The 22,271-nt window shown below is 60.3% G+C and carries 17 protein-coding genes; 9 read left to right on the forward strand and 8 right to left on the reverse strand.

All coding sequences use genetic code 11. The features are described from left to right. Positions 1-590 precede the first annotated feature (590 nt). A complete protein-coding gene (locus tag AWB64_RS13240) occupies positions 591-1,586 on the forward strand; it encodes a SphA family protein (protein WP_082850475.1) in 996 nt (331 codons plus the stop codon). Positions 1,587-1,763: 177 nt separating this feature from the next. On the opposite strand, the gene AWB64_RS13245 is transcribed toward AWB64_RS13240, so the two are convergent. The 3 genes from AWB64_RS13245 to AWB64_RS13255 form a co-directional block, all read right to left on the reverse strand. Then, on the reverse strand, positions 1,764-3,368 hold the full coding sequence (locus AWB64_RS13245) for an arylsulfatase (RefSeq protein ID WP_082850476.1): 1,605 nt from the start codon (positions 3,366-3,368) through the stop codon (positions 1,764-1,766). Positions 3,369-3,658: 290 nt separating this feature from the next. Beyond that, positions 3,659-4,084, reverse strand: a complete 426-nt coding sequence (locus AWB64_RS13250; protein ID WP_060819577.1) for a DUF934 domain-containing protein — start codon at positions 4,082-4,084, stop codon at positions 3,659-3,661. Continuing rightward, positions 4,081-5,871 carry a nitrite/sulfite reductase gene (locus AWB64_RS13255; protein WP_060819579.1) on the reverse strand — a complete coding sequence of 597 codons (1,791 nt, stop codon included), beginning with the start codon at positions 5,869-5,871 and terminating at the stop codon, positions 4,081-4,083. Before AWB64_RS13255 ends, AWB64_RS13250 begins: the two co-directional genes overlap by 4 nt. 314 nt (positions 5,872-6,185) lie before the next feature. Between AWB64_RS13255 and AWB64_RS13260 the strand changes: the two genes are divergently transcribed. Next, a complete protein-coding gene (locus AWB64_RS13260; RefSeq protein WP_060819581.1) occupies positions 6,186-6,374 on the forward strand; it encodes a DUF2970 domain-containing protein in 189 nt (62 codons plus the stop codon). Positions 6,375-6,449: 75 nt separating this feature from the next. Here AWB64_RS13260 and AWB64_RS13265 read toward each other — a convergent pair whose 3' ends face one another. Continuing rightward, positions 6,450-7,874: an aminotransferase-like domain-containing protein gene (locus AWB64_RS13265; RefSeq protein ID WP_060819583.1), complete on the reverse strand. Its 1,425-nt coding sequence runs from the start codon at positions 7,872-7,874 to the stop codon at positions 6,450-6,452. Between the two features lie 191 nt (positions 7,875-8,065). On the opposite strand from AWB64_RS13265, the gene AWB64_RS13270 reads away from it, so the two are divergent. From AWB64_RS13270 to ctaD, 3 genes are all read left to right on the forward strand, one after another. Continuing rightward, positions 8,066-9,307 (forward strand): aminotransferase-like domain-containing protein, encoded by a 1,242-nt coding sequence (locus AWB64_RS13270; protein ID WP_244164056.1) that lies wholly within the window; start codon positions 8,066-8,068, stop codon positions 9,305-9,307. Then, positions 9,304-10,218, forward strand: a complete 915-nt coding sequence (dapA, locus tag AWB64_RS13275; RefSeq protein ID WP_060819585.1) for a 4-hydroxy-tetrahydrodipicolinate synthase — start codon at positions 9,304-9,306, stop codon at positions 10,216-10,218. The genes AWB64_RS13270 and dapA overlap by 4 nt, the downstream gene beginning before the upstream one ends. Before the next feature lie 119 nt (positions 10,219-10,337). Further along, positions 10,338-11,933: a cytochrome c oxidase subunit I gene (gene ctaD, locus AWB64_RS13280; protein WP_060819586.1), complete on the forward strand. Its 1,596-nt coding sequence runs from the start codon at positions 10,338-10,340 to the stop codon at positions 11,931-11,933. Between the two features lie 165 nt (positions 11,934-12,098). Here the strand turns inward: ctaD and AWB64_RS13285 are convergent, their stop codons facing one another. Next, positions 12,099-12,983, reverse strand: a complete 885-nt coding sequence (locus AWB64_RS13285; protein WP_060819587.1) for a LysR family transcriptional regulator — start codon at positions 12,981-12,983, stop codon at positions 12,099-12,101. Positions 12,984-13,085: 102 nt separating this feature from the next. On the opposite strand from AWB64_RS13285, the gene AWB64_RS13290 reads away from it, so the two are divergent. Further along, positions 13,086-14,738, forward strand: coding sequence for an MFS transporter (locus AWB64_RS13290; protein WP_082850477.1), 1,653 nt, complete (start codon positions 13,086-13,088; stop codon positions 14,736-14,738). Positions 14,739-14,835: 97 nt separating this feature from the next. Here AWB64_RS13290 and AWB64_RS13295 read toward each other — a convergent pair whose 3' ends face one another. Beyond that, positions 14,836-15,609, reverse strand: a complete 774-nt coding sequence (locus AWB64_RS13295; RefSeq protein ID WP_060819589.1) for an SDR family oxidoreductase — start codon at positions 15,607-15,609, stop codon at positions 14,836-14,838. 220 nt (positions 15,610-15,829) lie between these two features. On the opposite strand from AWB64_RS13295, the gene AWB64_RS13300 reads away from it, so the two are divergent. Beyond that, entirely contained in the window at positions 15,830-16,750 is a 921-nt protein-coding gene (locus AWB64_RS13300) for a LysR family transcriptional regulator (RefSeq protein ID WP_060819590.1), read from the forward strand. Positions 16,751-16,820: 70 nt separating this feature from the next. Here AWB64_RS13300 and AWB64_RS13305 read toward each other — a convergent pair whose 3' ends face one another. Beyond that, positions 16,821-17,717, reverse strand: a complete 897-nt coding sequence (locus AWB64_RS13305; RefSeq protein WP_060819691.1) for a LysR family transcriptional regulator — start codon at positions 17,715-17,717, stop codon at positions 16,821-16,823. 145 nt (positions 17,718-17,862) lie between these two features. On the opposite strand from AWB64_RS13305, the gene AWB64_RS13310 reads away from it, so the two are divergent. Both AWB64_RS13310 and acpA read left to right on the forward strand, forming a co-directional pair. After that, the gene (locus tag AWB64_RS13310; protein WP_060819591.1) at positions 17,863-18,615 is read left to right on the forward strand and encodes an SDR family oxidoreductase; all 753 of its coding nucleotides are present in this window, start codon (positions 17,863-17,865) and stop codon (positions 18,613-18,615) included. 295 nt (positions 18,616-18,910) lie between these two features. Continuing rightward, a complete protein-coding gene (acpA, locus tag AWB64_RS13315) occupies positions 18,911-20,662 on the forward strand; it encodes an acid phosphatase (RefSeq protein WP_060819593.1) in 1,752 nt (583 codons plus the stop codon). Positions 20,663-20,704: 42 nt separating this feature from the next. Here the strand turns inward: acpA and AWB64_RS13320 are convergent, their stop codons facing one another. Then, positions 20,705-22,171, reverse strand: coding sequence for an alkaline phosphatase family protein (locus AWB64_RS13320; protein WP_060819693.1), 1,467 nt, complete (start codon positions 22,169-22,171; stop codon positions 20,705-20,707). Between the last annotated feature and the right edge of the window lie 100 nt (positions 22,172-22,271).

Raw genomic sequence — 22,271 nt, forward strand, 5'->3', positions numbered from 1 at the left:
TTTTCGGTTTGGACTGCCGGTGTGTTGATGCAGGCTCGTGGCCCATGTGCGGTCGGCCATTGCCGGCCATGGAAATAATACTGATACCAGAGCCTGTGTTCCTTTTCGGGACTTTCTGGCTGCATCGCAGTGGCGAGATTCTGGATGTTGCAACGTTCTTCAGCATGACGCCGTCCTGAGAGTGAGTGGGTCCAGCCCGGGCGTGACGGAATTTGCAGGGGCGTACAAGCAAGGTTACCGATGGCGCGGCTGGCGGGCAATCCAGATAAATTCGGGGTTCGCGTTAGTTAAGCTTTCGCGAATATGAACGCTGGACCGGCGCGGCCGAATAAAGAAATCGCTCGTGCGCCCCTCCGACACGCTAGCTCGAAATCACAATTGACGACACGTTTGAATCCGTATATCGGTGGCTCTATGACTTGACCGTCGTGCCAATCCGCCCGGTCGTGAGCGGTGGTGTGCGACGCCTTTGTCTTGTGAATGAAGTCAGGCGAAAGGCCGCTTTCCCGGCACGCACGGCGACTTCAATACAACCATAAACCTTGTAATTCAGGTGGCTTGGCGGCCGCCCCTTTGTTAAGGCTATGCCGATGAGCATCAAATCCGATAAAGATGCGCTCGCTCTTCGTTCACAGAAATTACGGGCACTTCTGCGAATTTCCATTGCCACTGTCGCGGCGCTCGCATCGATATCATCGGCAAACGCGACAGAATCCGCCTTGGGACGTCCGGTCGCTGGCATGAGCGTGCTTTCCGGAATCGGTATCGTGCCACCCGAGCCGGTCACCATAGTCAGCATTGAGCAGATTTATATCGATGGTTCAATCGGCGGCAACCGGCAAGTGCCGATTGCAGGCAAGGCGTCTCTTGGCGTCGACGCGCAGATTGCTTTTACGCTTGCCAGCGTGCTGAGAGTGTGGGGCGGCGCCGGTGGCTGGGACTTCGCATCGGGTATCACGGTGCCCTACGTCTGGACGGAAGTGAACGCATCGTTTGCTGCGGGTCGTGTGGGAACGTCGAGCAGCGACAGGGCGTCCAACCTGTTCGACCTGTATTTCACGCCGATAGTGGCGGGGTACCACTTCTCCCAGACCGCGCATATTTCATTGAGCTTCAACTTTTGGGCACCCACGGGTCGCTATGACCCGGGCGCGTTGGCAAACGCGAGTCTCAACAACTGGACGTTCGTACCGCAGGTCGCCTTTACCAAGTTCGTTCCAAAATACGGTTTGGAGTTCGATGTCGTGGGTAATCTGCAGTTCTACACAAAGAACACGGCGACAAACTATCAGAACGCACCGCTGTTCACGCTCGATGCACTGGCGCTGAAGAAGTTTCCGAATGGATTAGGCATGGGGCTGGTTCTGGGTACGGTCCAGCAACTCGGGAATGACTCCGGGCCGGTGGCCGACAAGTTGAATGGCTTTGTCGGACACGACTTTTCGATGGGTCCGATCGTCACGTACGACACCAAGATAGAGGGTAAGCCTTTGTCAGCGAGTTTGCGGTGGGTGCCGTCGATTGTCAGCGTGAACCGGCTCAAGAGTACAACAAGTGTGATGGCGACAGCGACCATCGCCTTCTGAGCCCTCATAGCGAAAGGGCTCCGGGAATGACAAGACCTCACACGCGGGTTCTTGCCGCCGCAGCAATCGCTGCGTGTATCGGAGGCGAGGGAACGCTACAGAACGGCTGGGCGCGGCCGGACGTGGTCGGTGGATACGGACTCGACCATCTCGCCCGGAGAGTCCATACAAGCAAAATCAGTCGCCCGCGCCGGCAGATTTTTGAAGTCCTGCAAGGCGCGCCTTCAACGCTTCGACCATCTGAAATTGAGAGTTCTTGACGGGCCCGGTGTAAGTCGTGCTTTGTGCGGGTGCTGGCGGATACTTCACATAGCTGGCGACGACCGTTTTCATCACCGAGTCGAATATTGGAACCGTCCAGCTCTTTTCAGTCCAGTTGGTCATCAGAATATCGTAGTGCTCGCCGGGGTCCGACTGTAAATCATAAATGCGCGGCACCGTGGCAACGTACTTTTCCTGGCCCTTCCACCCTGTATGGTCATCCTCGCTAAAAGGAGGATAGTCTCCACGCAGGTTGAACACGGCCTTGAATTTGCCGACACGGATGGCTCCGGGCGCGATCTCATCTTCCGTTTGATAAAGCCAGAACGTGCGCTTGGATTTACCGGTGCCCAACAGGATCGGGGTCATGTCGTAGCTATCAAAGATCGTCGGCTTGCCTTCCCGGTCGGTTGTCGGCAACGTCGTTCCGGCTATGTCCGCGAACGTCGCCATGAGGTCGAGTCCGCCAACGATATCCCATGACGTCGCGCCCGGTTTTATGTGCCCTGGCCACCACGCCAAAGCGGGAACGCGGCTGCCCGCTTCCATATCCGTACCCTTGGTCCCGCGAAACGGCGTGTAACCCGAGTCCGGGTAAACATCCTGCCACGCGCCGTTGTCGACTGTGTAAAAGACCAAAGTATTCTTGTCGAGGCCCTCAGCCCGTAGTGCATCCATGATTCGGCCCACCCGGGTGTCGAGCTCTACGACCGCGTCTCCATACTTTGTCTTGACGTCCGACTTCCCGACAAATTCCGGTGCCGGCAAATTTGGTTGATGGTTCTTTGTAAAGTTGATGCTCATGAAGAACGGCTTGCTATCGTTCCCATGCGCCTTGATGTAGTCGACGGATGCGGCCTCGATGCCCTGATCGAGCAAGGGAATGTCATCGCCAGAAACCTTGCGTACTTCCCGGAATTTTTCGCCCGCCTTGCCTTCAATCTCTCCAAGCGCGCTGACCGTGGGTACTTCTGCCGGCCAATCCGGATTCCATTTCTTGTCGGCGTAGGTGTACGCGTTCAGATGGTACAGATAGACGTTTTTCATCTCGTCATATCCGTGAGCAGTCGGCATGGCATAGTCGGCTTCTCCGAGATGCCATTTGCCGGTGAAGAACGTCGAGTAGCCGGCTTTCTTGAGGACATCGGCAACCGTCACTTCGTTCTTCGGCAGGCCGCCTCCCTGTCCTGGAGCCGCGACGGTCGTCATGCCGCTCCGGTTGGGGAGCCTGCCGGTTTGCATCGCGGCGCGGCCAGGCGTGCAACTGGGTTGGCCATAAAAGTCCCAGAACTGCATACCTTCACGCGCCATGCGATCAAGATTTGGCGTGGGCGCACCGCGGCCCTGACCACCGCCATAAACGCCGAGATCGCCCCATCCTGTGTCGTCGGAAACCAGCAAGATGATATTGGGCTTCTGATTTCCGGTTTGCCCGAGCGCCGGTGATATCGCCGTGAGTAATGCGGTAGAGCCAGTCACCAGGCGCATCAAGACACGACGGTATGGCATATTGGCCGGCATGTGTGCCTCCGTTTTCAACTCGAGCGAAACGAGGGGTATTTCCTCGACCGATATTGAAAACGGGCGAATGAGTCAAGCGATTTGTTTCCACCTGCAAGCGGCCTGACTTTTATAAGTGCCGCTCTGCTTGAGGCTGCGTTGCGGCGGAAAACCAGCCGTACGGTTTCGGACGAACAGGTTGCAGTCGGCCGTGCACTCGATCTCGATGCGGCGCTCGTCTGTCCACCGCAAGGATCGTGTGATGTCGTGAGGCATCCATATCGTGCGGCGATCCCAAGGCGGGCGGCGCGCTAATTCTCTTGCATCGGCTTTCCGATCGCATTACCTTGAAGTGCTGGCATTGCACTCGCCACGTCACTTTGATAGAAGGCTGGGAATCTCTCGAACTGACGTTTTGCGTCAGCCGGGTCAACGCCGTCCTTCAACACTGCGCTGGAAAATCCGGTGCGCTCCATCTGGATGAGCTGGTCAATCAGCACGTCGCCAGTCGCTCGCAGATCGCCGGTGAAGCCGAGTCGTCGGCGCAGCAGATAGGCCTGGCTGTAGGCCCGGCCATCGGTGAAATGGGGGAAGTGCAGTTCTATGCGCTCGATCTTGCGAACCCGGTCTTTCAATGCGAGCGGATCCTCGTCGTTGGCGAGTGACACAACCTGCCGCGCATGATCGACCGCGTGCTCGCGTGTCGTAAGAAGCCTGATGTGCGCGGTATCGGTCATGCAGCCCTCTCTCCATTCGTGCGTACGTCGTTGGCGGCGGCCTTGAAGGGATCAAGCCCGACGCGCCTTACCGTCTCGATGAAGTGTTCCTGCCGCGTGCCAATTTCCTGCCTGATCGCAAGGTACGTGGAAAGAACCGCCTCGATGACTTCTGGCACTTCCGGCGCTGAGAAAGATGGTCCGATTACCTTGCCCGGTTGCGCCGGGCCGCTAGTGGCCGAACCGTCTGATCCGCCAAGCGTAACCTGATACCATTCCTTGCCATCCTTGTCGACCCCGAGAATTCCGATATGGCCGCTATGGTGATGGCCGCACGAGTTGATGCAGCCACTGATATGGAGATCGATCTCGCCAATGTCATTAAGCTCATCGAGATCCTGGTAACGCTCGGTGATTGCCTGCGCCACGGGGATCGAGCGCGCGTTTGCCAACGCGCAAAAGTCTCCTCCCGGACACGCAATCATGTCGGTGAGCAGATGCACATTCGCACTTGCGAGGCCCGCGTTGCTGGCCGCCTCCCAAAGCGCGAACAGGTCGTCGGCATGCACCCAGGGGAGCACGAGGTTCTGCGTGTGCGTCACGCGCGCCTCGCCTGCGGAAAAGCGGTCCGCGAGTTCCGCCACCAGGTCGAGCTGGTCGGCCGAGGCGTCGCCTGGCGCCTGAAGGAGCCGCTTGAACGAGAGCGTGACGATTCGCATCGACGGGTTCTTATGTTGCGCGACATTGCGGTGCAGCCAGCGTTCGAACAAAGGATGCCGTGCAGCCTTGGCGTTCAGCGTATCAAGACCACTGGAGTTGGCGTGCGCTGCGCGCCGCGCGAACTGCGGTGAGAGGAACGATGCGCTCACGCGATCCAGTTCCGCTTGCGGGATGGTGTGCGGGCCGCCATCGTGCTCCACGATCTGACGAAATTCAGCCTCGACATCATCGATATAACGCTGGCCTTCAGCCTTCACCAAAATCTTGATGCGCGCCTTGTATTTGTTGTCGCGGCGGCCGTACTGGTTATAGACGCGTACCACAGCCTCGATGTAGTTCATGATGTGGCGCCATGGCAGGAACTCGCGCAGCACCGTCCCAAGTATTGGCGTGCGTCCCATGCCCCCACCGGCAGACACCCGAAAACCCAGCTCGCCCGCATCGTTGCGCAGCAAGTGCAGGCCGACATCGTGCCAGTCCGTCGCCGCGCGATCTTCTGCTGCGCCCGTTATCGCGATCTTGAACTTGCGCGGCAGGAATGCGAATTCCGGGTGCAGCGTTGTCCACTGGCGCATGATTTCCGCGAAGGGCCTGGGATCGGCGACCTCGTCGGGCGCCACGCCGGCGCGTTCATCGCAGGAGATATTGCGGATGCAGTTACCGCTGGTCTGGATGCCGTGCATGTCTACGCTTGCCAGAAGGTCCATGACGTCAGCGGCCTTCGCGAGCGGTATCCAGTTGAACTGGACATTTGTGCGCGTGGTGAAATGAGCGTAATGGGTGGGCAGGCGAATTGTACCGAGTTTTCGTTGCGCCTCGGACGCAAGCCGATACACCTCTGCCTCGGGTTCATCATACTCACGGGCCACGCGGGCCAACACGCGAAGCTGCGCACTCGAGAGCTCGCCATAGGGTACCGCGACACGCAGCATCGGAGCATGGCGTTGAACATACCAGCCGTTCTGCAGACGAAGCGGACGGAAATCGTCTTCGCTCAATTTCCCGCTCTGCCAACGCTCGATCTGATCGCGGAATTGCGCCGCTCGGCTGCGTACGAAAGTTCTATCGAATTCGGTGTATTGGTACATTGTCGCGGCGGTCCAGCGGTCGTGTCGAATAGGCCCTGCATCGTTTCCAGGCGATCAGCGAATACTTGAAGCCGGAGGATCCGTTTGAAGCAGGGCGGCGCACCAAGGTAAGGGAGCCGCGTGTCCGGTTCAAGAAGCAGATGACATCGAATCCTGGGTAGCAGATACAGGGCTCAGACCTGAGACAGCCAGGAGAAGCTAACTCGCTGCTGCTGCAAAACTTCGTCCAACTGCTGCTGTTTCCCGCGTCTGATTGGCTCTACGATGACATCACTGAAAATGTTTTGCCGTTGGTCAACAGCGAGAGGTGAGTCATGGCTTTTCTAAGAATGCTGAGAATCGTACTGTGGAGTTTCTTTGGCGTACGCAAGAGCGCATCGCATCAAGCCGATATGGCAGCGATAAAGCTGCCATTGCTGCCAGTGGTCGCCATTGGACTGGCTGGCGGATTTGGTGCGCTTCTGTTCTGTCTTGCGCGGCTTGCGACGACCGTGGCGCACTAAGTTTTCTGACGGGAACAAACCACTCCCGGTTTCATTGAGCGCACCATGAACGGACATCATGTAGACAGATGTCCGTTACTTGACGCGGACCGAAGGCCGCGTGAGCAGCTCGCCCAGCACCCGGATCGCATCATCAATTCTGGAGCTCCACGGGTGACCAAAGTTGAGCCGCACATAGTGCTCGAACGAGTGCGTCGCCGAAAAGATCGGACCTGGAGCGAGGCTGACACCTTGCTCGATCGCCAGGCGGTGCAGTTCCATTGCGTCGATAGCCTCGGGAAACTCAAGCCAGAGAAAATACCCGCCGCTCGGATGCGTGCGGCGTACCCCGGCAGGCAGCCAGCGCCGGATAGCGCTATCCATTTCTCCAAGCTGCTGGTTCAGTGCGCCGCGTAATCTTCGAAGATGCTTGTCGTAGCCGCCATGCTGAAGATAATCGGCAATACCGGCCTGCACCGGAATGCTGGCCGAGAGAGTCGTCATCAACTTGAGCCGCTGCACTTTGTCCGTGAACCGTCCCGCCGATACCCACCCGATTCGATAGCCCGGCGCAAGCGTCTTCGAAAACGAACTGCAGTGCATGACGAGCCCATGCTTGTCGAACGCCAGGGCCGGCAATGGATACTCGGGCTGAAAGTGAAGCTCGCCATAGACATCGTCCTCGATCAGCGGCACCTCATGCTTTGCGAGCAATTCCACGAGTGCTTTTTTCTTCTCAAGTGAAAGAGTCACTCCTGTCGGGTTCTGAAAATTCGTCATGAACCAGCAGGCGCGAATCGGATGCTTCTTCAAGGCGTCGGCGAGGGCGGCGAGATCGAGACCCGTTATGGGATCAACCGGGATCTCAACGGCCCGCAAGTCCAGCCGTTCAATAGCCTGCAATGCGGCATAGAAACCCGGGGATTCGACGGCGACCACGTCGCCTGGCCGGGTGACCGCCATCAGGCACAGGTTCAATGCCTCCAGTGCGCCGTTGGTGACTACGATCTCTTCGATAGGCTGCGATATGCCCAGGCCCATATAACGCATGGCGACCTGGCGACGCAGGTGTTCATTGCCCGGCGGCAGATCGACCACCGTGCTCCACGGGCTGATCAGCCGGGAGGCCTGTGCGAGCGACTTCGCAAGCCGGGGCAGCGGGAAGAGCAGCGGGGAGGGAAAGGCCGAACCCAGTGGCACGATACCCGGTGTCTTCGCTGCATTCAGCACGGAAAACACCAGGTCACTGATATCGACCTTGCTTGATTCGGCGAGGGTGGCCGTCCGCGGTGTTCGTGCCGCGGTGACGGTGGCTCCCGGAGCGACGTAATAGCCGGAGCGCTCCTGCGCGCGCACCAGGCCCCATTCCTCAAGCAGGTAATACGCCCGAAATACCGTGGATTGACTCACGCCGTGTTGCGCGATGATCTGGCGCAGCGAGGGCATGCGCGAGCCGACCGCGATGCTGCCCGAGCGGATTTCGGCAGCCATTGCGTTGGCCAGTATTTCGTATCTGTTCATCGGCTTTCAGTGTCCCCGCGCTTATTGCTGCACGTCCCAACTGCTTCGTTAAAAAATCGTCATCTGCTGCTATGGCGATGCCTGCCATTTTCTTATGCTTCGTATCAGAAGGAAAGCGGCATCGCGTGACACGGTGGCCGATTCTCCGCCCTCCCGAACATTTGCGTGTGGTTACTGGAAGCCAGTTCGAATTGAATATCGAAACTTCACCGTATGCGGGCGCGACCCGTCGCGTGCAACCGTCGGCTATTCGCCAGTTGTTTTCGCTGTTGGCGAGACCTGATGTCATCTCGCTTGCCGGTGGTTTTCCAAGCGCCGCCGCGCTTGATCTTAACGGGCTGCGCGGAGCCACGGAGCGTGCGCTTATCTCGTCGCTTGCGACATCGTTTCAATATGGCAATAGCGAAGGTCATGAGCCGCTCAGGGAATTGATTGCCCAGCGTGCGAAGGCGAAGGGCATGAAGCTCGGCGCGCCGGATGTTCTTGTGACCACGGGATCGCAACAGGCGATCGACCTGATCACGCGCGTACTGGTGGATCCAGGCGACCACGTAGCGGTTGAGTCTCCCACTTATCTCGGCGCACTGCAGGCATTCCAGTTTCAAGGTGCCGACGTGCTGGCCGCGCCAACGGATCACGAAGGCGTGAGGGTGGAGCAACTCGAAGCAATGGTCGTGCAGCATAGGCCGAAGCTGCTGTACCTGATTCCGAATTTTGCCAATCCGACAGGCCATGTGATGTCTTTGCGGCGTCGCAAACAGGTTCTGGCGCTTGCGAGGACCCACCGCTTTTTCATTGTCGAAGACGATGCGTATGGCGAGCTCTATTTTCAGGATCCGCCTCCGCCTTCGCTATTCGCATTGGCCAACGATGAGGAACGCCAATGGGTGGTCCATCTGGCGAGCTTTTCGAAAATACTCGCGCCCGGACTCCGGCTTGCATGGATGTCGGCACCCGTTGAACTCCTGCGTCACCTGATCGTCGCCAAGCAACTGGGCGATACGCACGCGTCGACCCTGGCGCAGCTTGTCGCGTTCCATTATCTGAATGCGGGATCGCTCGAACCGTCGCTCGGCCGCATGCGGCGCTTCTATGAAAATCAGGCGCGCGCCATGCAGCGAGCGATCAAGGCAGAACTGAGCGGCACGCCATTCAACGCGATGCATCCGGAAGGCGGCATGTTCTATTGGGCGGATCTTCCATACGTGGATACGTCAGCCATGCTGCGCAACGCGATCGACGAACACGGCGTGGCCTACGTACCCGGCCCGGCGTTTTATGCCGGGAATCCGAGCCGTACGCGTTTGCGATTGTCGTTTGCCAGCGCATCGGTCGAGCAGATCGGGGAGGGCATCCGGCGTCTCGCGCGCTGTATCCGGTGGGACCGCGTGGAGGCATCGAATCAGATGACGCGGGCGGAGCATTTGCCATGACCGGATCATTGTTGTCGCCCGGGTTGTTGCAAGGGTCGATTGTGGCGTTGCTTACGCCAATGACGCCCGATGAGAAGATCGATTTCCCCGCACTGGAACGGCTCATCGACCTGCATGTGGATGCTGGAACGAGCGCGATCGTGGTTGCATCGACGACAGGGGAAGGACCGGCACTTACGTTCAAGGAGCATGTGCGCCTGTATCGCGCGGCCGTCCTCTGCGCCGAGGGCCGGATTCCCGTGATCGCCGGCCTGGGGTCGCCCTCCACGCATGCCGCGTGCGAGTTGGCGAGAGCAGCCGCGACGGAACAGGCCGACGCCATTCTCTGCGTGACGCCGTACTACAACCGGCTCAATCCATTGGGCTTGCAGCGCCATTTCACGACAGTGGCCGAAGCAGCCGGTACGCCGGTCATTCTCCATGACGTACCGCACTGCACTGGCGTAACGCTTCCCGAAGATCTGATCGTGGCGTTGAGCAGCCATCCGAACATCATCGGCCTGAAGGATGCCACAGGCGACCTGCATCGCGCGGAGCGGCTGCTGCATGCTGTCAGCGCGGGGTTCCAGATTTTCAGCGGCGACGATTCGACGGCTTTCGCCTTGATGGCCGCGGGCGGCGCCGGCGTCATTTCCGTGGCGGCGAATGTCGCGCCCTCCGCAGTTCGCGCCATGTGCGATGCACTCCGGCGAGGCGACACGGAAGACGCCAGCCGGATCAATGACAGCTTGCAGCCGCTCTATGCATTCCTCGCGGCCGAGACGAATCCTGTTCCTGCAAAGTGGCTTGCGCACCGGATCGGATGGACGGATGCGACGTTGCGCTTGCCACTTGCCATTTCCCCGGAACTCGCTTGCGATTTCTCACGCAACGGCGCGCTCGTTTCCTGTGCGGCGTTGCTGGGCCGCTAGCGCGAGCAGTCGAATGAATGCGAATAAACCAAAACGAATGAATCAACACGATTGGTCGAGGGCCGCATCTGACTGAAGTGCGTTCCCTTTGTCTCGCCACCTCTGGATCATGAATAAAAATGAGTGATGTAATCTCGGACACCGTTGTCGAACACCACGGATCACACGATATCCCCGTCGGATGGCGTCGCTGGTTGCTGGCGACCAATCACAAGGACATCGGCACGCTCTATCTCTTGTTTGCCATCACGAACCTCATGATCGGCGGCGTGATGGCCCTGATGATCCGGGCTGAGTTGTTCGAGCCGGGACTGCAGATCATGCGGCCGGAGTTCTTCAACCAGTTGTCGACCGAGCATGGGCTCATCATGATCTTCGGAGCGGTCATGCCGGCTTTCGTCGGCCTCGCCAACTGGATGATTCCGCTGCAGATCGGGGCATCCGACATGGCCTTCGCCCGGATGAACAACCTGAGTTTCTGGCTGCTGCCCGTATCCAGCATCCTGTTGGTCGGCTCATTCTGGGTTCCCGGCGGCGCGCCTGCCGCAGGGTGGACCATGTATGCGCCACTGTCCACGCAGATGGGACCAGGCATGGACCTGTCGATCTTCGCGATTCATCTGGCGGGCGCTTCCTCGATCATGGGCGCGATCAACATCATTGTGACGATCCTCAACATGCGTGCGCCCGGCATGACCTTGATGAAGATGCCGATGTTCGCGTGGACGTGGCTCATTACTGCGTTCCTGCTCATCGCAATCATGCCCGTGCTGGCCGGCGCGGTAACCATGCTGCTTTTCGACCGGCACTTCGGCACGTCGTTTTTCAATGCGGCGGGAGGCGGCGATCCGGTCCTGTACCAGCACATTTTCTGGTTCTTCGGACATCCGGAAGTCTATGTGATGATCCTGCCCGGCTTCGGGATGGTCTCTCAGGTGATCCCGGCATTCTCCCGCAAGCCACTGTTCGGCTATGCCTCGATGGTGTACGCAACCTCGTCCATTGGCATTCTCTCGTTCATGGTCTGGGCACACCACATGTTCGTGACCGGCATGCCCGTGACCGCGCAGTTGTTCTTCATGTACGCAACCATGACCATCGCCGTGCCGACAGGCGTGAAGGTATTCAACTGGATTGCGACGATGTGGCGCGGTTCGCTTACCTTCGAGACACCCATGCTCTTTGCGATGGGGTTCATCTTCGTGTTCGTCGTGGGTGGATTGACCGGTGTGACGCTCGCCATGGCGCCGTTGAACGTCGCGTTGCATGGCACGTACTACATCATTGCGCACTTTCACTACGTGATGGTGGCCGGTTCGCTTTTCAGCATCTTCGCAGGCTGGTATTACTGGGTGCCGAAATGGACCGGCTATATGTACAACGAATTGCGCGGAAAGATTCACTTCTGGGGATCGATGATCTTCTTCAACGTCACGTTCTTTCCCATGCATTTCCTGGGGCTTGCCGGCATGCCGCGGCGCTATGCCGACTACCCCGCGCAATTCACGGACTTCAACCAGATCGCGACGATCGGCGCGTTTGGTTTTGGTCTCCTGCAGGTCTACTTTCTTTTCTGGATCGCTTTACCCGCGTATCGCGGGACGGGTCTTGTGCGGGCGGAAACGAAACCGTGGGACGGCGCCGAGGGCCTCGAGTGGACATTGCCGAGCCCCGTGCCATTTCATTCATTTGAAACGCCGCCTCGCGTGGAATAGCGCTGGCCATGAGGCGGAGGAAAGAAGCACGGGCGTTAGACCCAACGTACCGGATGTCGGGTGCGCACAGTCCGCTTCCCTGGACGGAACCTGCTCTGGCGTCTCGATTACCTGTTAAGTGGGTCGGGTCGGTCAATTTAAAAATCGTCCGTCGATGATGACAAGTCAATCAGGAGAACTTCGACGAACATGTTGGACAAAAGCCTTGATCGCCGGGGCTCGCTCATGGCGGCGAAATGCGGCCGCCACTTCGGACGGGATCGCTTTACCTGAAATGGGCCGGTAGGTGATACCCGGCAAGGCCACGCAGGACGCGAGCGTATGAGGGACGACGGCTACGTTCCCACCCAGCGCTACTTGAGCCAGGACTGCCGCCAAGGTGCCGGGGCGGGGTCCCAGCAAGGGCGTGAATCGTCCTCGCCGGCCAATTTCCAACGTGCCGAAATCCTGCTCAGGCACGACAAAATGCTCGCCGCGCAACTGCGCGGGCGCTATGGCATCAAATGCGCAGAGTGGGGAGTCTGTGGGCAGCGCCAGTGTGAAGATGTCGCGATACACCGTTACTGCCTGGATTCCTTCCAGATATTGGATAGGAGGACGAACGTAGGCCACATCGATCTGTTCGTCGACGAGCATGGACGCGACACGATCCATTACAACCTCCACGAGATCGAACTCTATGCCGGGATGCCCGGCGCGAAACGCTCTGATTGTCTGTTGCAGCACTCCCGCATAGGCGGCCGACGCCACATAACCTACAGCGATGCGTCCAAGTTCGCCGCGTTCGGCGAAAGAGGCGCGCTCGGCCCCGCGTGTCAGATGTTCGAGCGCTGCAAGCACGTCGACAAGATAGGCCTCGCCCGCATCTGTCAGCGTGACCGAGCGCTTGGTCCTGTGAAATAGCCGCACGCCGAGCAGCCGCTCTGCCTCCTGGATCTGCTTGGTCAGCGAGGGCGGTGCAATGCCGAGTTCCTCGGCCGCCCGCGAGAAATGAAGATGTTTCGCCACGCACACGAAGCAGCGGATATGCCGAAGTTCTGGTAGCCGCATGGAATGTACATTTTCGTTAATTATTTTGCGATTCTATATTAATGACTGGAAACGACGCTGCGCCTATCATCGGCGTCATTCTTCAGTCCTGGTTTCGATCCCATGTCCATCACGCGCCATACCGATTCAGTAACGAGTCTTTCCGAGGTTCGTCCAGCGGCAGCAGATCACTTGAATAGTCAGCCGGGCGCGGCGCCAAAGGCAGGGTTAGCCGATCTCCCACCGTTGACGGCGCGCGGGCGACGATTCGTTCTGGTTACTGCATCGGCCGCGTGTTCGCTTACCGTGCTGGACGCCAACGTGGTCGCCGTGTCCTTGCCAGCCATAGCAAGGTCGTTTCACGCTACGTTTGCCGATGTCGAATGGGTGGTGAGCGCCTACATGGTGGCGTTTGCGTCTTGTCTGCTGGCGGCGGGTGGCTTGGCCGACCGCATTGGACGGAAGAAAACGTTGATGCTCGGTCTGGCCGTGTTCTCGCTCGCATCGCTCGGATGCGGACTGGCGCCGTCGATGTTCATTCTCAATGTCGCGCGTGCAGCGAAAGGGTTCGGGGCGGCGATGTTCCTGACATCGGCGCTGGCGGTCATCGCGCATACGTTTCATGAAGGACAGGAGCGTGCCAGAGCCTGGGCGGTCTGGGGCACATGCATGGGACTTGCAACGACTGCGGCGCCACTTATAGGCGGCGCGATTACGCAGTGGATCGGCTGGCGCTGGATTTTTCTTTTGAACTTGCCTGTGTGTGCGGTCCTGGCTGTCTGTGTCAAAACCGGCATTCGCGATTCGTTCAACCCGAATGCCGGTGCGGTCGATGTGCTGGGCAGCGTGCTGTTTGGCGCAGGGCTTTCGCTGGGGATCTGGGGGCTCATTGGTGCGCCAGGCGACGGCTGGGAAAGCATGCCCACGGTTTTGAGGTTTGCCGGCTGCGTGTTGTTGCTGGCTGGATTCGTCCAGGTCGAGCGGCTCAAGCAGCACCCAATGATCGACCTGGCGCTCTTTCGGCAACCGCGGTTCGTCGCCGCTGTGCTTGCCATGTTCGGCTATGCGGCTTGCGCTCAAGTCATGATGACTTTTCTGCCGCTCTACCTGCAAAACGCATTTGGTCTGTCCTCGATCGCCGCAGGTCTGGGTATGCTGCCGTTTGCGATTGCGATGATCGTGGGACCTCATGCAGGTTCCGCGCTCGGCACACGAATCCGCAGTCATTCGGTATTGACGACCGGGTTGTTGCTGATCGGAGCGGGGAATCTGGCCACCGCATTCGTTGCAGGCGATGCGCGCTACCTGCTTGTCGCGATCGGAATGCTGCTGACAGGTTTAGGCGCGGGCATTCTCAACGGCGACACTCAGAAGGCGATCATGGCGTGCGTGCCGACCAATCGGACCGGCATGGCTTCCGGCATCAGCACCACGACCCGGTTCACCGCGATTGTCACATCGGTCGGAGTGCTTGGAGCGGTGCTTGCCGCGCGGACGCGCGTTGGCCTTGATTCGAGCGCCGCGGCCATAAGTGGATCTGGCGTGCGGCTCGGCGCTGACTTCCTTTCGAGCGTGCTCGCGGGGGATGTCGTGCAAGCGACTGCTCATCTTCCGCCTGAAGCGAGAATGGCGATTGAACATGCGGCCCGGGTAAGTTTCGCCGGGGGTTTTGCATCGGCATTGTGTGTGGCGGGCGTGCTCGCAATGGTGATTGCCGCGGGCGTCTGGATACTGTCGAGCCGGCGCGAGGGACCGGACGCACGGCGTACTGGTTAATACCGCACCTTCCGCTTCCGGTGTCCAATAGGGCGATAAGCAAAGGCAACCCGCGCAGCGATGCCTTGTTCAGAAGAAAGCGAGTTTCATTCGCTCGCTACTTGGTCGTATAACCGCCGTTGATCAGGATGGTTTGCCCCGTGATCCACCACCCGTCGCTCACCAGATGACGGATGAAGGGCACCACATCTTCAATGTCGGTCAAACCCGTTTTAGAGAAGGGCGAGAGTGCGGCGGCGCTCCTGTGATAAGCCACGGCGTCCGCGCCCTCGGCAGGATAGAAGAACGGCGTGTCCATGGGGCCTGGCCCGACAGCCGTCACGGAGATGCCCCGCGCGCCGAATTCCTTTGCCGCCGCGCGCGTGAAATGCTCGACCGGCGCTTTGGTGCCGGCATAAGCGGCATAAAACGGTGTGAATGCGCCAAGCAGCGACGTGACCAGCGTGACGATCTTGCCATTGTCGTTCACGTGCTTGCCCGCTTCTCTGAGAAAGAAGAACGCAGACTTGGAATTCACCGCTGTCATTTCATCGTATTCGGCCTCGGAGATGTCGACTAACGACTTCTTGAGCACCTTGCCTACCGTATTGATCGCGATATCGGGGCGGCCCACGGCAGCGGCGACATCCGAGAACAGCTTCTCGACCGCGCCGGCCGAAGTCAGGTCGGCCTGGAAAGCGACCGCCGTGGCGCCTGCCGACTTGATCGCGGAAAGTGTCTCTTCCGCAGCGGCCTTCGACCCGGCGCTGTTGTAGTGGATTGCCACCGCCTTCGCGCCCTGCGCGGCGAGGTCCCGTGCAATCAGGCCACCGAGATTTTTCGCTCCGCCTGCGATGACGACGGTCTTGCCCTTGATGCTGTGGTTTGCCATGGTTCATCCCCAGTGCCGAAGCCGCCCTATGCGGCTTCTCATCTGGCTGGATGATATATTCCAGAAAAATCATTTAAATCTACTGTTTCTGACATCACTGGTCAGAAAAGTCGAACAGTGCAACGCGCATATCCGGACATGACGATAAGCAACGGCGGCAGCGCATGCTTACCTGATCCATACACAATCGAGCCGCGCGCTCGCGAAGCCAGGAGCACATGTGGATCGCATTGACCTGTTTCGCGTCTTTGCCCGCGTGGTCGAATGCGCGAATTTCACGCGCGCGGCGGACACGCTGGGTTTGCCCCGCTCATCGGTTTCCGCAGCGATCCAGGAACTGGAAGGACGGATTGGCGCGCGGCTGCTGCATCGGACAACTCGCAAGGTATCGCCGACACAGGACGGCGCGGCACTCTACGAACGCTGCCTGCGCCTGATCGCCGATGTCGAGGAGACCGAGAACCTTTTCCGGCCGACATCCGTGGGACCGAGCGGCACGGTGCGCATCGACGTGCCGGGCCGCATAGGACGGCTGATCGTCGCTCCCGCGTTACCGGCATTCCTTGCTTCCTATCCGAAAATCGATATTGCGCTCAGCCTTGCTGATCGCACGATCGACCTTGTTGAAGAAGGCGTGGACTGCGTGCTGCGCGTGGGCAAGCCGCATGATTCCGGCTTGATCGCGCGTCCCATTGGCGATCTGCCACTGATCAATGTCGCAAGCCCTCTTTATGTGTCACTTCACGGGACGCCTCGCACGCCCGGCGACATGGCAACCCATCAGGTTGTTCAGTATGCCTCACCATCGAGCGGACGTGCTGCACCATGGGAATGGCTCGAGGGCGACAGCGTCAGGACGCTGGCAACGCAAGGGCGCGTGACCGTCAACAGCGCGGAAGCATATATCGCATGTTGTCTTGCGGGGCTAGGCCTGATCCAGATTCCGGCCTATGACGTGCAGCAGCATCTGAGTGCGGGCGAACTGATCGAGGTGATGCCGGAATACCGGGCTGCGCCAATGCCGATGAATCTGCTCTATCCGCATCGGCAACATCTTTCGCGCAGGGTTCAGGTGTTCGCCGACTGGCTCGATACGTTGTTGAAAGCTCGACTCGTTTGCGATCCGGCAGGACGAAAGTGACATTGCCGATCAGCGCTTACGTGCTTGAATACGTTTCCGGTATTTTTGCAATGCTCAACCGCGAAGTACGTCACCTCATGCTCGCATTGAGCGCGGGGACGTCGGAAAACGCCTGTGCAATGAAGTCCATGAACACGATCGCGCGTCTTGGCAAAAGACGGTTGGCGACGTACAGGATCTGAATGGGCACCGGCGGCGCTTCGTAGCCGCTTAACAGGAGTTGCAGTTCGCCGCTTTCCAGGCCTGCTTCGAACAGCCATCTTGGCCCGTACGCAATGCCGACGCCGCTGATCACCGCTTCCTGAATGGCCTGCGGCGAATTGATTCGAAGCCGCCCCGACACGTGTATTTCGGAATCGCGGAAACGCCACGTACCGCCCGACGACAGCAGCGTGTAGACAATGCACTCATGCGCGCGCAGGTCGTCCGGCTCGCGCGGCGCGCCGTGACGGGCCACGTAAGCAGCGCTTGCAACGCATACGCGCTCGAACAGGCCGACGCGGCGTGCCTTGAGGGCGCTGTCCTCGAGATGACCGATGCGGATAGCCAGTTCGGCGCCTTCGTCGACCAGGTTCACGTATCGGTCGCTGATCTGGAGATCGAGCGCCAGGCGAGGGTAGCGGGCGAGGAAGGCCGGCACCTGTGGCATCACGAACGCGTGAGCCAGCGAGGTCGGACAGGCAACGCGCAACCACCCCGTAGGCTCCGCTTCGTCGCGCAGGGACGACTCCGATTCCGCGACGGCGTCGAGTATTCGTCGGACCTCCGCGTAGTAACGCTCGCCTTCGGGCGTCAGCGCGAGCCGGCGCGTTGTCCGCAGCAGCAGCCTGCTCTGAAGATGCTCCTCGAGCGCCGCCACATACCGGCTTACGTTGGGCTGCCCCAGGCCCAGATCGCGTGCGGCTGCGGAAAAGCTGCCGGTCTCCACTGCCCGGGCAAAGCAGGTCATCAACAGAAAACGATCCAAGCGCAGGCTCCCATGATCCATGCAATCAAAGCATGAATCATATGCAAATTCCCGGTCTTATCAAGACAAATGGGTAAGTTCATGCTTCGCACTGGTCGGCAGCGGGTTCCGCTGCTGGTGACATTCATCAATCAGGAGCGTCCTCATGTCCCGTCTGCAAGGCAAACGTACCCTCATCACCGGCGGCACTACCGGCATTGGCCTGGAAACCGCGAAACAATTCCTCGCCGAAGGCGCGCGTGTCGTTATCACCGGCAACAACCCCGACAGCATCGCCCGCGCGCGGACGGAACTGGGTTCCGATGTTCTCGCGGTACGAGCCGATTCGGCCGACGTCGCAGCACAGCGCCAACTCGCCGAAACGATCAAGACGCACTATGGCCAGCTCGACATCGCCTTTCTCAACGCCGGTGTGTCGGCGTGGGTGCCGATTGAAGAATGGACCGAGGAGATGTTCGACCGCTCCTTCGACATCAACGTCAAGGGGCCTTACTTCCTGATCCAGGCGCTGTTGCCAGTGTTCGCCAAGCCGGCATCGGTGGTGCTCAACACGTCGATCAACGCCCATGTTGGCGCGGCGCGCTCGTCGGTCTATGCCGCGACCAAGGCCGCGTTCCTGAGCATGTCGAAGACGCTGTCGGGCGAACTGCTCGAACGTGGCATCCGCGTCAACGCGGTCAGCCCCGGCCCGGTCGAAACGCTGCTGTACGACAAGCTGGGCATTCCCGACGCTTACCGCGAGCAGGTCAACAAGGACATCGCGGCGACCATTCCGTTCGGCCGCTTCGGCACGCCGGAAGAAGTCACCAAGGCCGTGCTGTACCTCGCCTCCGACGAATCCAGGTGGACGGTGGGCTCGGAAATCATCGTGGATGGCGGCCGCACGCTCAACGGCTGATAAATACGCGGGGAAAGAGGCGTCCACCTTTCCTGATCGGATGGCCGGCGGTTCACACGGGTTACGCACCTGCCTGAACTGACCGGCCTTTGGCGTGGGGACTTCCACATGTCCGCGGGTGTGGTAAAGGGCGCGAGCAGCAGATATCTGTCATCGATACGTCATTTAATTCGCGCCGTCCGCGCGCTACCATCCGGAGCATGCACCTGGGGGCGGATGGCCACCGTGCCGGCTGGGTCGTGCGCACCGGTATCCGCCTCGCCTTCATCCCGATCACGACAAAAAAGGAAACGGCATGACAAAAAAGGACGCCCCGTCTGTTGAATCCCGCCAAGCGGCCGAGACAGAGAAAACGCCGCTCGCGCCCAATCCCGGCCGCCGCACGTTTCTCGGCGGGGTTGCGGCGCTTGCCGTGGGTGGCGGACTCGCCGGCTGCGCCGCGCCCGATGGTGCAGGCGAGGGCCGCGTCGCGCGCAGCCTCGCTGGCGCCGAACTCGACGCCGCGCTGCGCGAGAACGTGAAGACCATTGTCGTGATCTATTCAGAAAACCGCAGCTTCAACAACCTGTTCGGGGATTTTCCCGGCGTCGAAAAGCCGCTTTCCTCGCTCAAGCCCGCCGACTACCTGCAGCGCGACCGTGATGGCGAGACCGTATTGCCGTCTCTGCCGCCTGTGCCGGGCGGATGGCTGCTCAAGGACCAGGTCGCCGATGGCGTCAGCTACCGCGCCGGGCAGCAGTATCAGGCGAATCTGCCCAATGCGCCGTTCGCGCTCAAGGGACCTGCCGGCGAAAACCTGCCGCTTTCGCTCGTCACGCACGACCTGTGGCATGTGTTCTATCAGAACCAGATGCAGATCAATGGCGGCCGCAACGACATGTTTGTCGCCTGGGCCGATTCCGCCGGCTTCACAATGGGCCACTACGCGAACGCGAGCTACGACCTGCGCATGTGGGACCTCGCAAGCGAATACGTGTTGTGCGACAACTTCTTCCAGGGCGCGTTCGGCGGGTCGTTTCTGAATCACCAGTATCTCGCCGCCGCCACGCCGCCGCGCTATGCAAACCCGCGCGAGAGCATCGCGAAGTTCCAGATTGCGGAGACTGTGAGCGGCCGCCCGGACGACCCCAACCTGAAACCGCTGACGGCTACGCCGGCAAGCGCGATGAACGGCACCCCGAAGTTCGGCCCGAGCGCACTCACGCCGCCCGAGACACTCGGCGACGGCACGACGCTGAGCTACGCCGTCAACACCATGTTGCCGCCATACGCACCGACGCCGCTTACGCCGGGTCCGGATGGTGTGGTGGATCTCCGGCTCGATGCGAACGCCATGGCGGTGCCGCCGCAAACCCACGATCACATTGGCGACAAGCTCGACAGGCGCGGCGTGCAATGGGCGTGGTACGCGGGCGCGTTCCAGGAGACGCTCGATCGTCACGGCGCGAATCTCACGAACGGCACGCCGGTGATACCGAACTTCCAGTATCACCATCAGCCGTTCAACTATTTCCGCAATCTCGGGCCGGGCACGGAGGCCCGCGCAAAACGTCTGCGCGACGGCGGCCTGGGCGACGACGAGAGCACGAACCGCTTTCTCGCCGATGCACGCGCCGGGCGTCTGCCCGCCGTCACCTTCTACAAGCCGCAGGGCAACCTGAACATGCATGCGGGTTATGCCGATGTCGCCTCGGGCGACCGCCACATCGTGCATGCGGTGAAGGCGCTGCGCGCGAGTCCGCAGTGGAAGAACATGGTCGTGATCGTGACTGTCGACGAAAACGGCGGCTGGTGGGATCACGTCGCGCCGCCGAAGGGTGATCGTTGGGGACCGGGCACGCGGGTGCCGGCGCTGGTCGTCTCGCCGTTCGCGAAGAAGGGTTATGTGGACCACACGGTCTACGACACGGGCTCGATACTGCGCCTCGTCACGCGTGTGTTCGCGCTTGAGACGCTCGACGGCCTGAAACTGCGCGATGACGCGATGCGCGCGCGCGGCCAGACGCCAATGGGCGATCTCACGCATGCGCTGACATTCGGCGCGTAAAAAGAGCAGGGCGTCACGCCACGGCGCCTCCCGTGCTCTCGCCTAATGCCTGCCGCCGCGCCGGCTGCGCTGGCGCTGGATGTGCTGGCTCCATGCGGCCGAGCGGTCGCGGATGAAGTTCGTAAGATCGGCGCTCGAAGCCGGCAGCGGGTCCGGCTCGACGTCATAGTGGCCTTTCTCGTTGCGAACCGGCAACGCGGCGACACGGGCGGCCTGCAGACGGTCGAGCCGCGACGGCGTCGACGCATTCTGGTGATGCGGGCTCGATACCGGCACCGTCACGTTCGCAAGCGGATCGTCGTCGCGCAGCTTGGCGAGCGTGAGCACGTCGCCGAGCGACGGTGCGGCCGCGTCGCGTTTCGTCAGCGGTTTGGTGCTCCAGCGTTCGTGAATGGTCGCCAGCACCGACGTGTGATCGATGGTTTTGCCCTTTGGCGCGCGGAACACGGTGCCGGCCTCGATCAGTGGCGAGACGAGCACGGCCGGCACGCGTAGGCCGAAGCGCGTGAAGTCGAAGCCGTATTCGCCGACCGTGCCGTCTCCGGGCGGTGTTGCGTTCGACGGCGGCGCGACGTGATCGTAGTTGCCGCCATGTTCATCGTAGGTGATGACGAGCAGCGTCGAGCGCCAGGCGCGGCCGTTTCTCAACGCGTAATAGGTATCGTGAATAAGCTGTTCGCCGGCGGCCACGTCGTAGTTCGGATGCTGGCTGTTGCCGGTTGCATCCCAGCTCGGCTCGAGGAACGTGAACGCGGGCAGCTTCCCGCTCGCGGCAAGCGCCTGGAAATCGCGGAAGTGACCGAAGTGGGATTCGTCGGCGTGCTGCACGTCGGGAAAATCATGGCGCGTGAGCGGGTCGCGGTTGTAGCCGAAGATCGCCCAGTCGGCCTTCGCGTCACCGAGGTCCGACATGCGGCCGAAAATGCTGGGGCACGTAAAGATCTTGACGTGATCGTCGAGATGGCCCTGCGAGGTGCCTGCAAGCGCGAACGCGCGGTTTGGCATGGTCATCGTGGGCGCGGAGGCGAACCAAGCATCGCAGACCGCGTAACCGCGCGCGAGCCCGGACAGCACCGGCAGCAGGTCAGGCGTGTACATGCCCATGATCTGCGACGGCGTGGTGCCGGGCAACGAATCCTTGTAGTGCTTCGCGAGATCGGACGCGATCGCCGACTTGAAGTTGAGCACGAAACCGCGATTGTCCGGCACGGCGTCTGAAGCAGGGTCGTCGGTCGAGAATAGCTGGTAGTTCGTATTGTAGAAGCCTTCGCCGGGATCGGCGCCCGGCATCAGGTACGGATTCGGATCGCTCGCCTTGATGCCGTAGACCGCGATTTCGCGGCCCGTGTCGTCGGGGTTCGACTCGTTGCCCGTGAGGCCGTCGAACGGGTGGCCCAGCGGGGAGCGATTTCCCGTGTCGCTGTAGAGGAAACCGAGCATCTGATCGAAGGACCGGTTTTCCAGCATCAGATACACAATGTGGTCGATTTTTGCGAGCTTGTTCGCCATGGCCGTCTCCTTTGCGAACTTCGCAAAGTACGGCGCTTGCGTGATCGTTGTGTGACCGGGGCCACGATATGTCGCCAACGCGTCGCCAACGCACACTGAG

Origin of the sequence: Caballeronia sordidicola (assembly GCF_001544455.2) — a bacterium.
Classification (GTDB): Bacteria; Pseudomonadota; Gammaproteobacteria; order Burkholderiales; family Burkholderiaceae; genus Caballeronia; species Caballeronia sordidicola.

Bases quoted from the DNA above. Each gene is read 5' to 3' on its own strand.
- AWB64_RS13240 (WP_082850475.1), top strand. From the start codon at position 591: ATGAGCATCAAATCCGATAAAGATGCGCTCGCTCTTCGTTCACAGAAA.
- AWB64_RS13245 (WP_082850476.1), bottom strand. From the start codon at position 3,368: ATGCCGGCCAATATGCCATACCGTCGTGTCTTGATGCGCCTGGTGACT.
- AWB64_RS13250 (WP_060819577.1), bottom strand. From the start codon at position 4,084: ATGACCGATACCGCGCACATCAGGCTTCTTACGACACGCGAGCACGCG.
- AWB64_RS13255 (WP_060819579.1), bottom strand. From the start codon at position 5,871: ATGTACCAATACACCGAATTCGATAGAACTTTCGTACGCAGCCGAGCG.
- AWB64_RS13260 (WP_060819581.1), top strand. From the start codon at position 6,186: ATGGCTTTTCTAAGAATGCTGAGAATCGTACTGTGGAGTTTCTTTGGC.
- AWB64_RS13265 (WP_060819583.1), bottom strand. From the start codon at position 7,874: ATGAACAGATACGAAATACTGGCCAACGCAATGGCTGCCGAAATCCGC.
- dapA (WP_060819585.1), top strand. From the start codon at position 9,304: ATGACCGGATCATTGTTGTCGCCCGGGTTGTTGCAAGGGTCGATTGTG.
- ctaD (WP_060819586.1), top strand. From the start codon at position 10,338: ATGAGTGATGTAATCTCGGACACCGTTGTCGAACACCACGGATCACAC.
- AWB64_RS13285 (WP_060819587.1), bottom strand. From the start codon at position 12,983: ATGCGGCTACCAGAACTTCGGCATATCCGCTGCTTCGTGTGCGTGGCG.
- AWB64_RS13290 (WP_082850477.1), top strand. From the start codon at position 13,086: ATGTCCATCACGCGCCATACCGATTCAGTAACGAGTCTTTCCGAGGTT.
- AWB64_RS13295 (WP_060819589.1), bottom strand. From the start codon at position 15,609: ATGGCAAACCACAGCATCAAGGGCAAGACCGTCGTCATCGCAGGCGGA.
- AWB64_RS13310 (WP_060819591.1), top strand. From the start codon at position 17,863: ATGTCCCGTCTGCAAGGCAAACGTACCCTCATCACCGGCGGCACTACC.
- acpA (WP_060819593.1), top strand. From the start codon at position 18,911: ATGACAAAAAAGGACGCCCCGTCTGTTGAATCCCGCCAAGCGGCCGAG.
- AWB64_RS13320 (WP_060819693.1), bottom strand. From the start codon at position 22,171: ATGGCGAACAAGCTCGCAAAAATCGACCACATTGTGTATCTGATGCTG.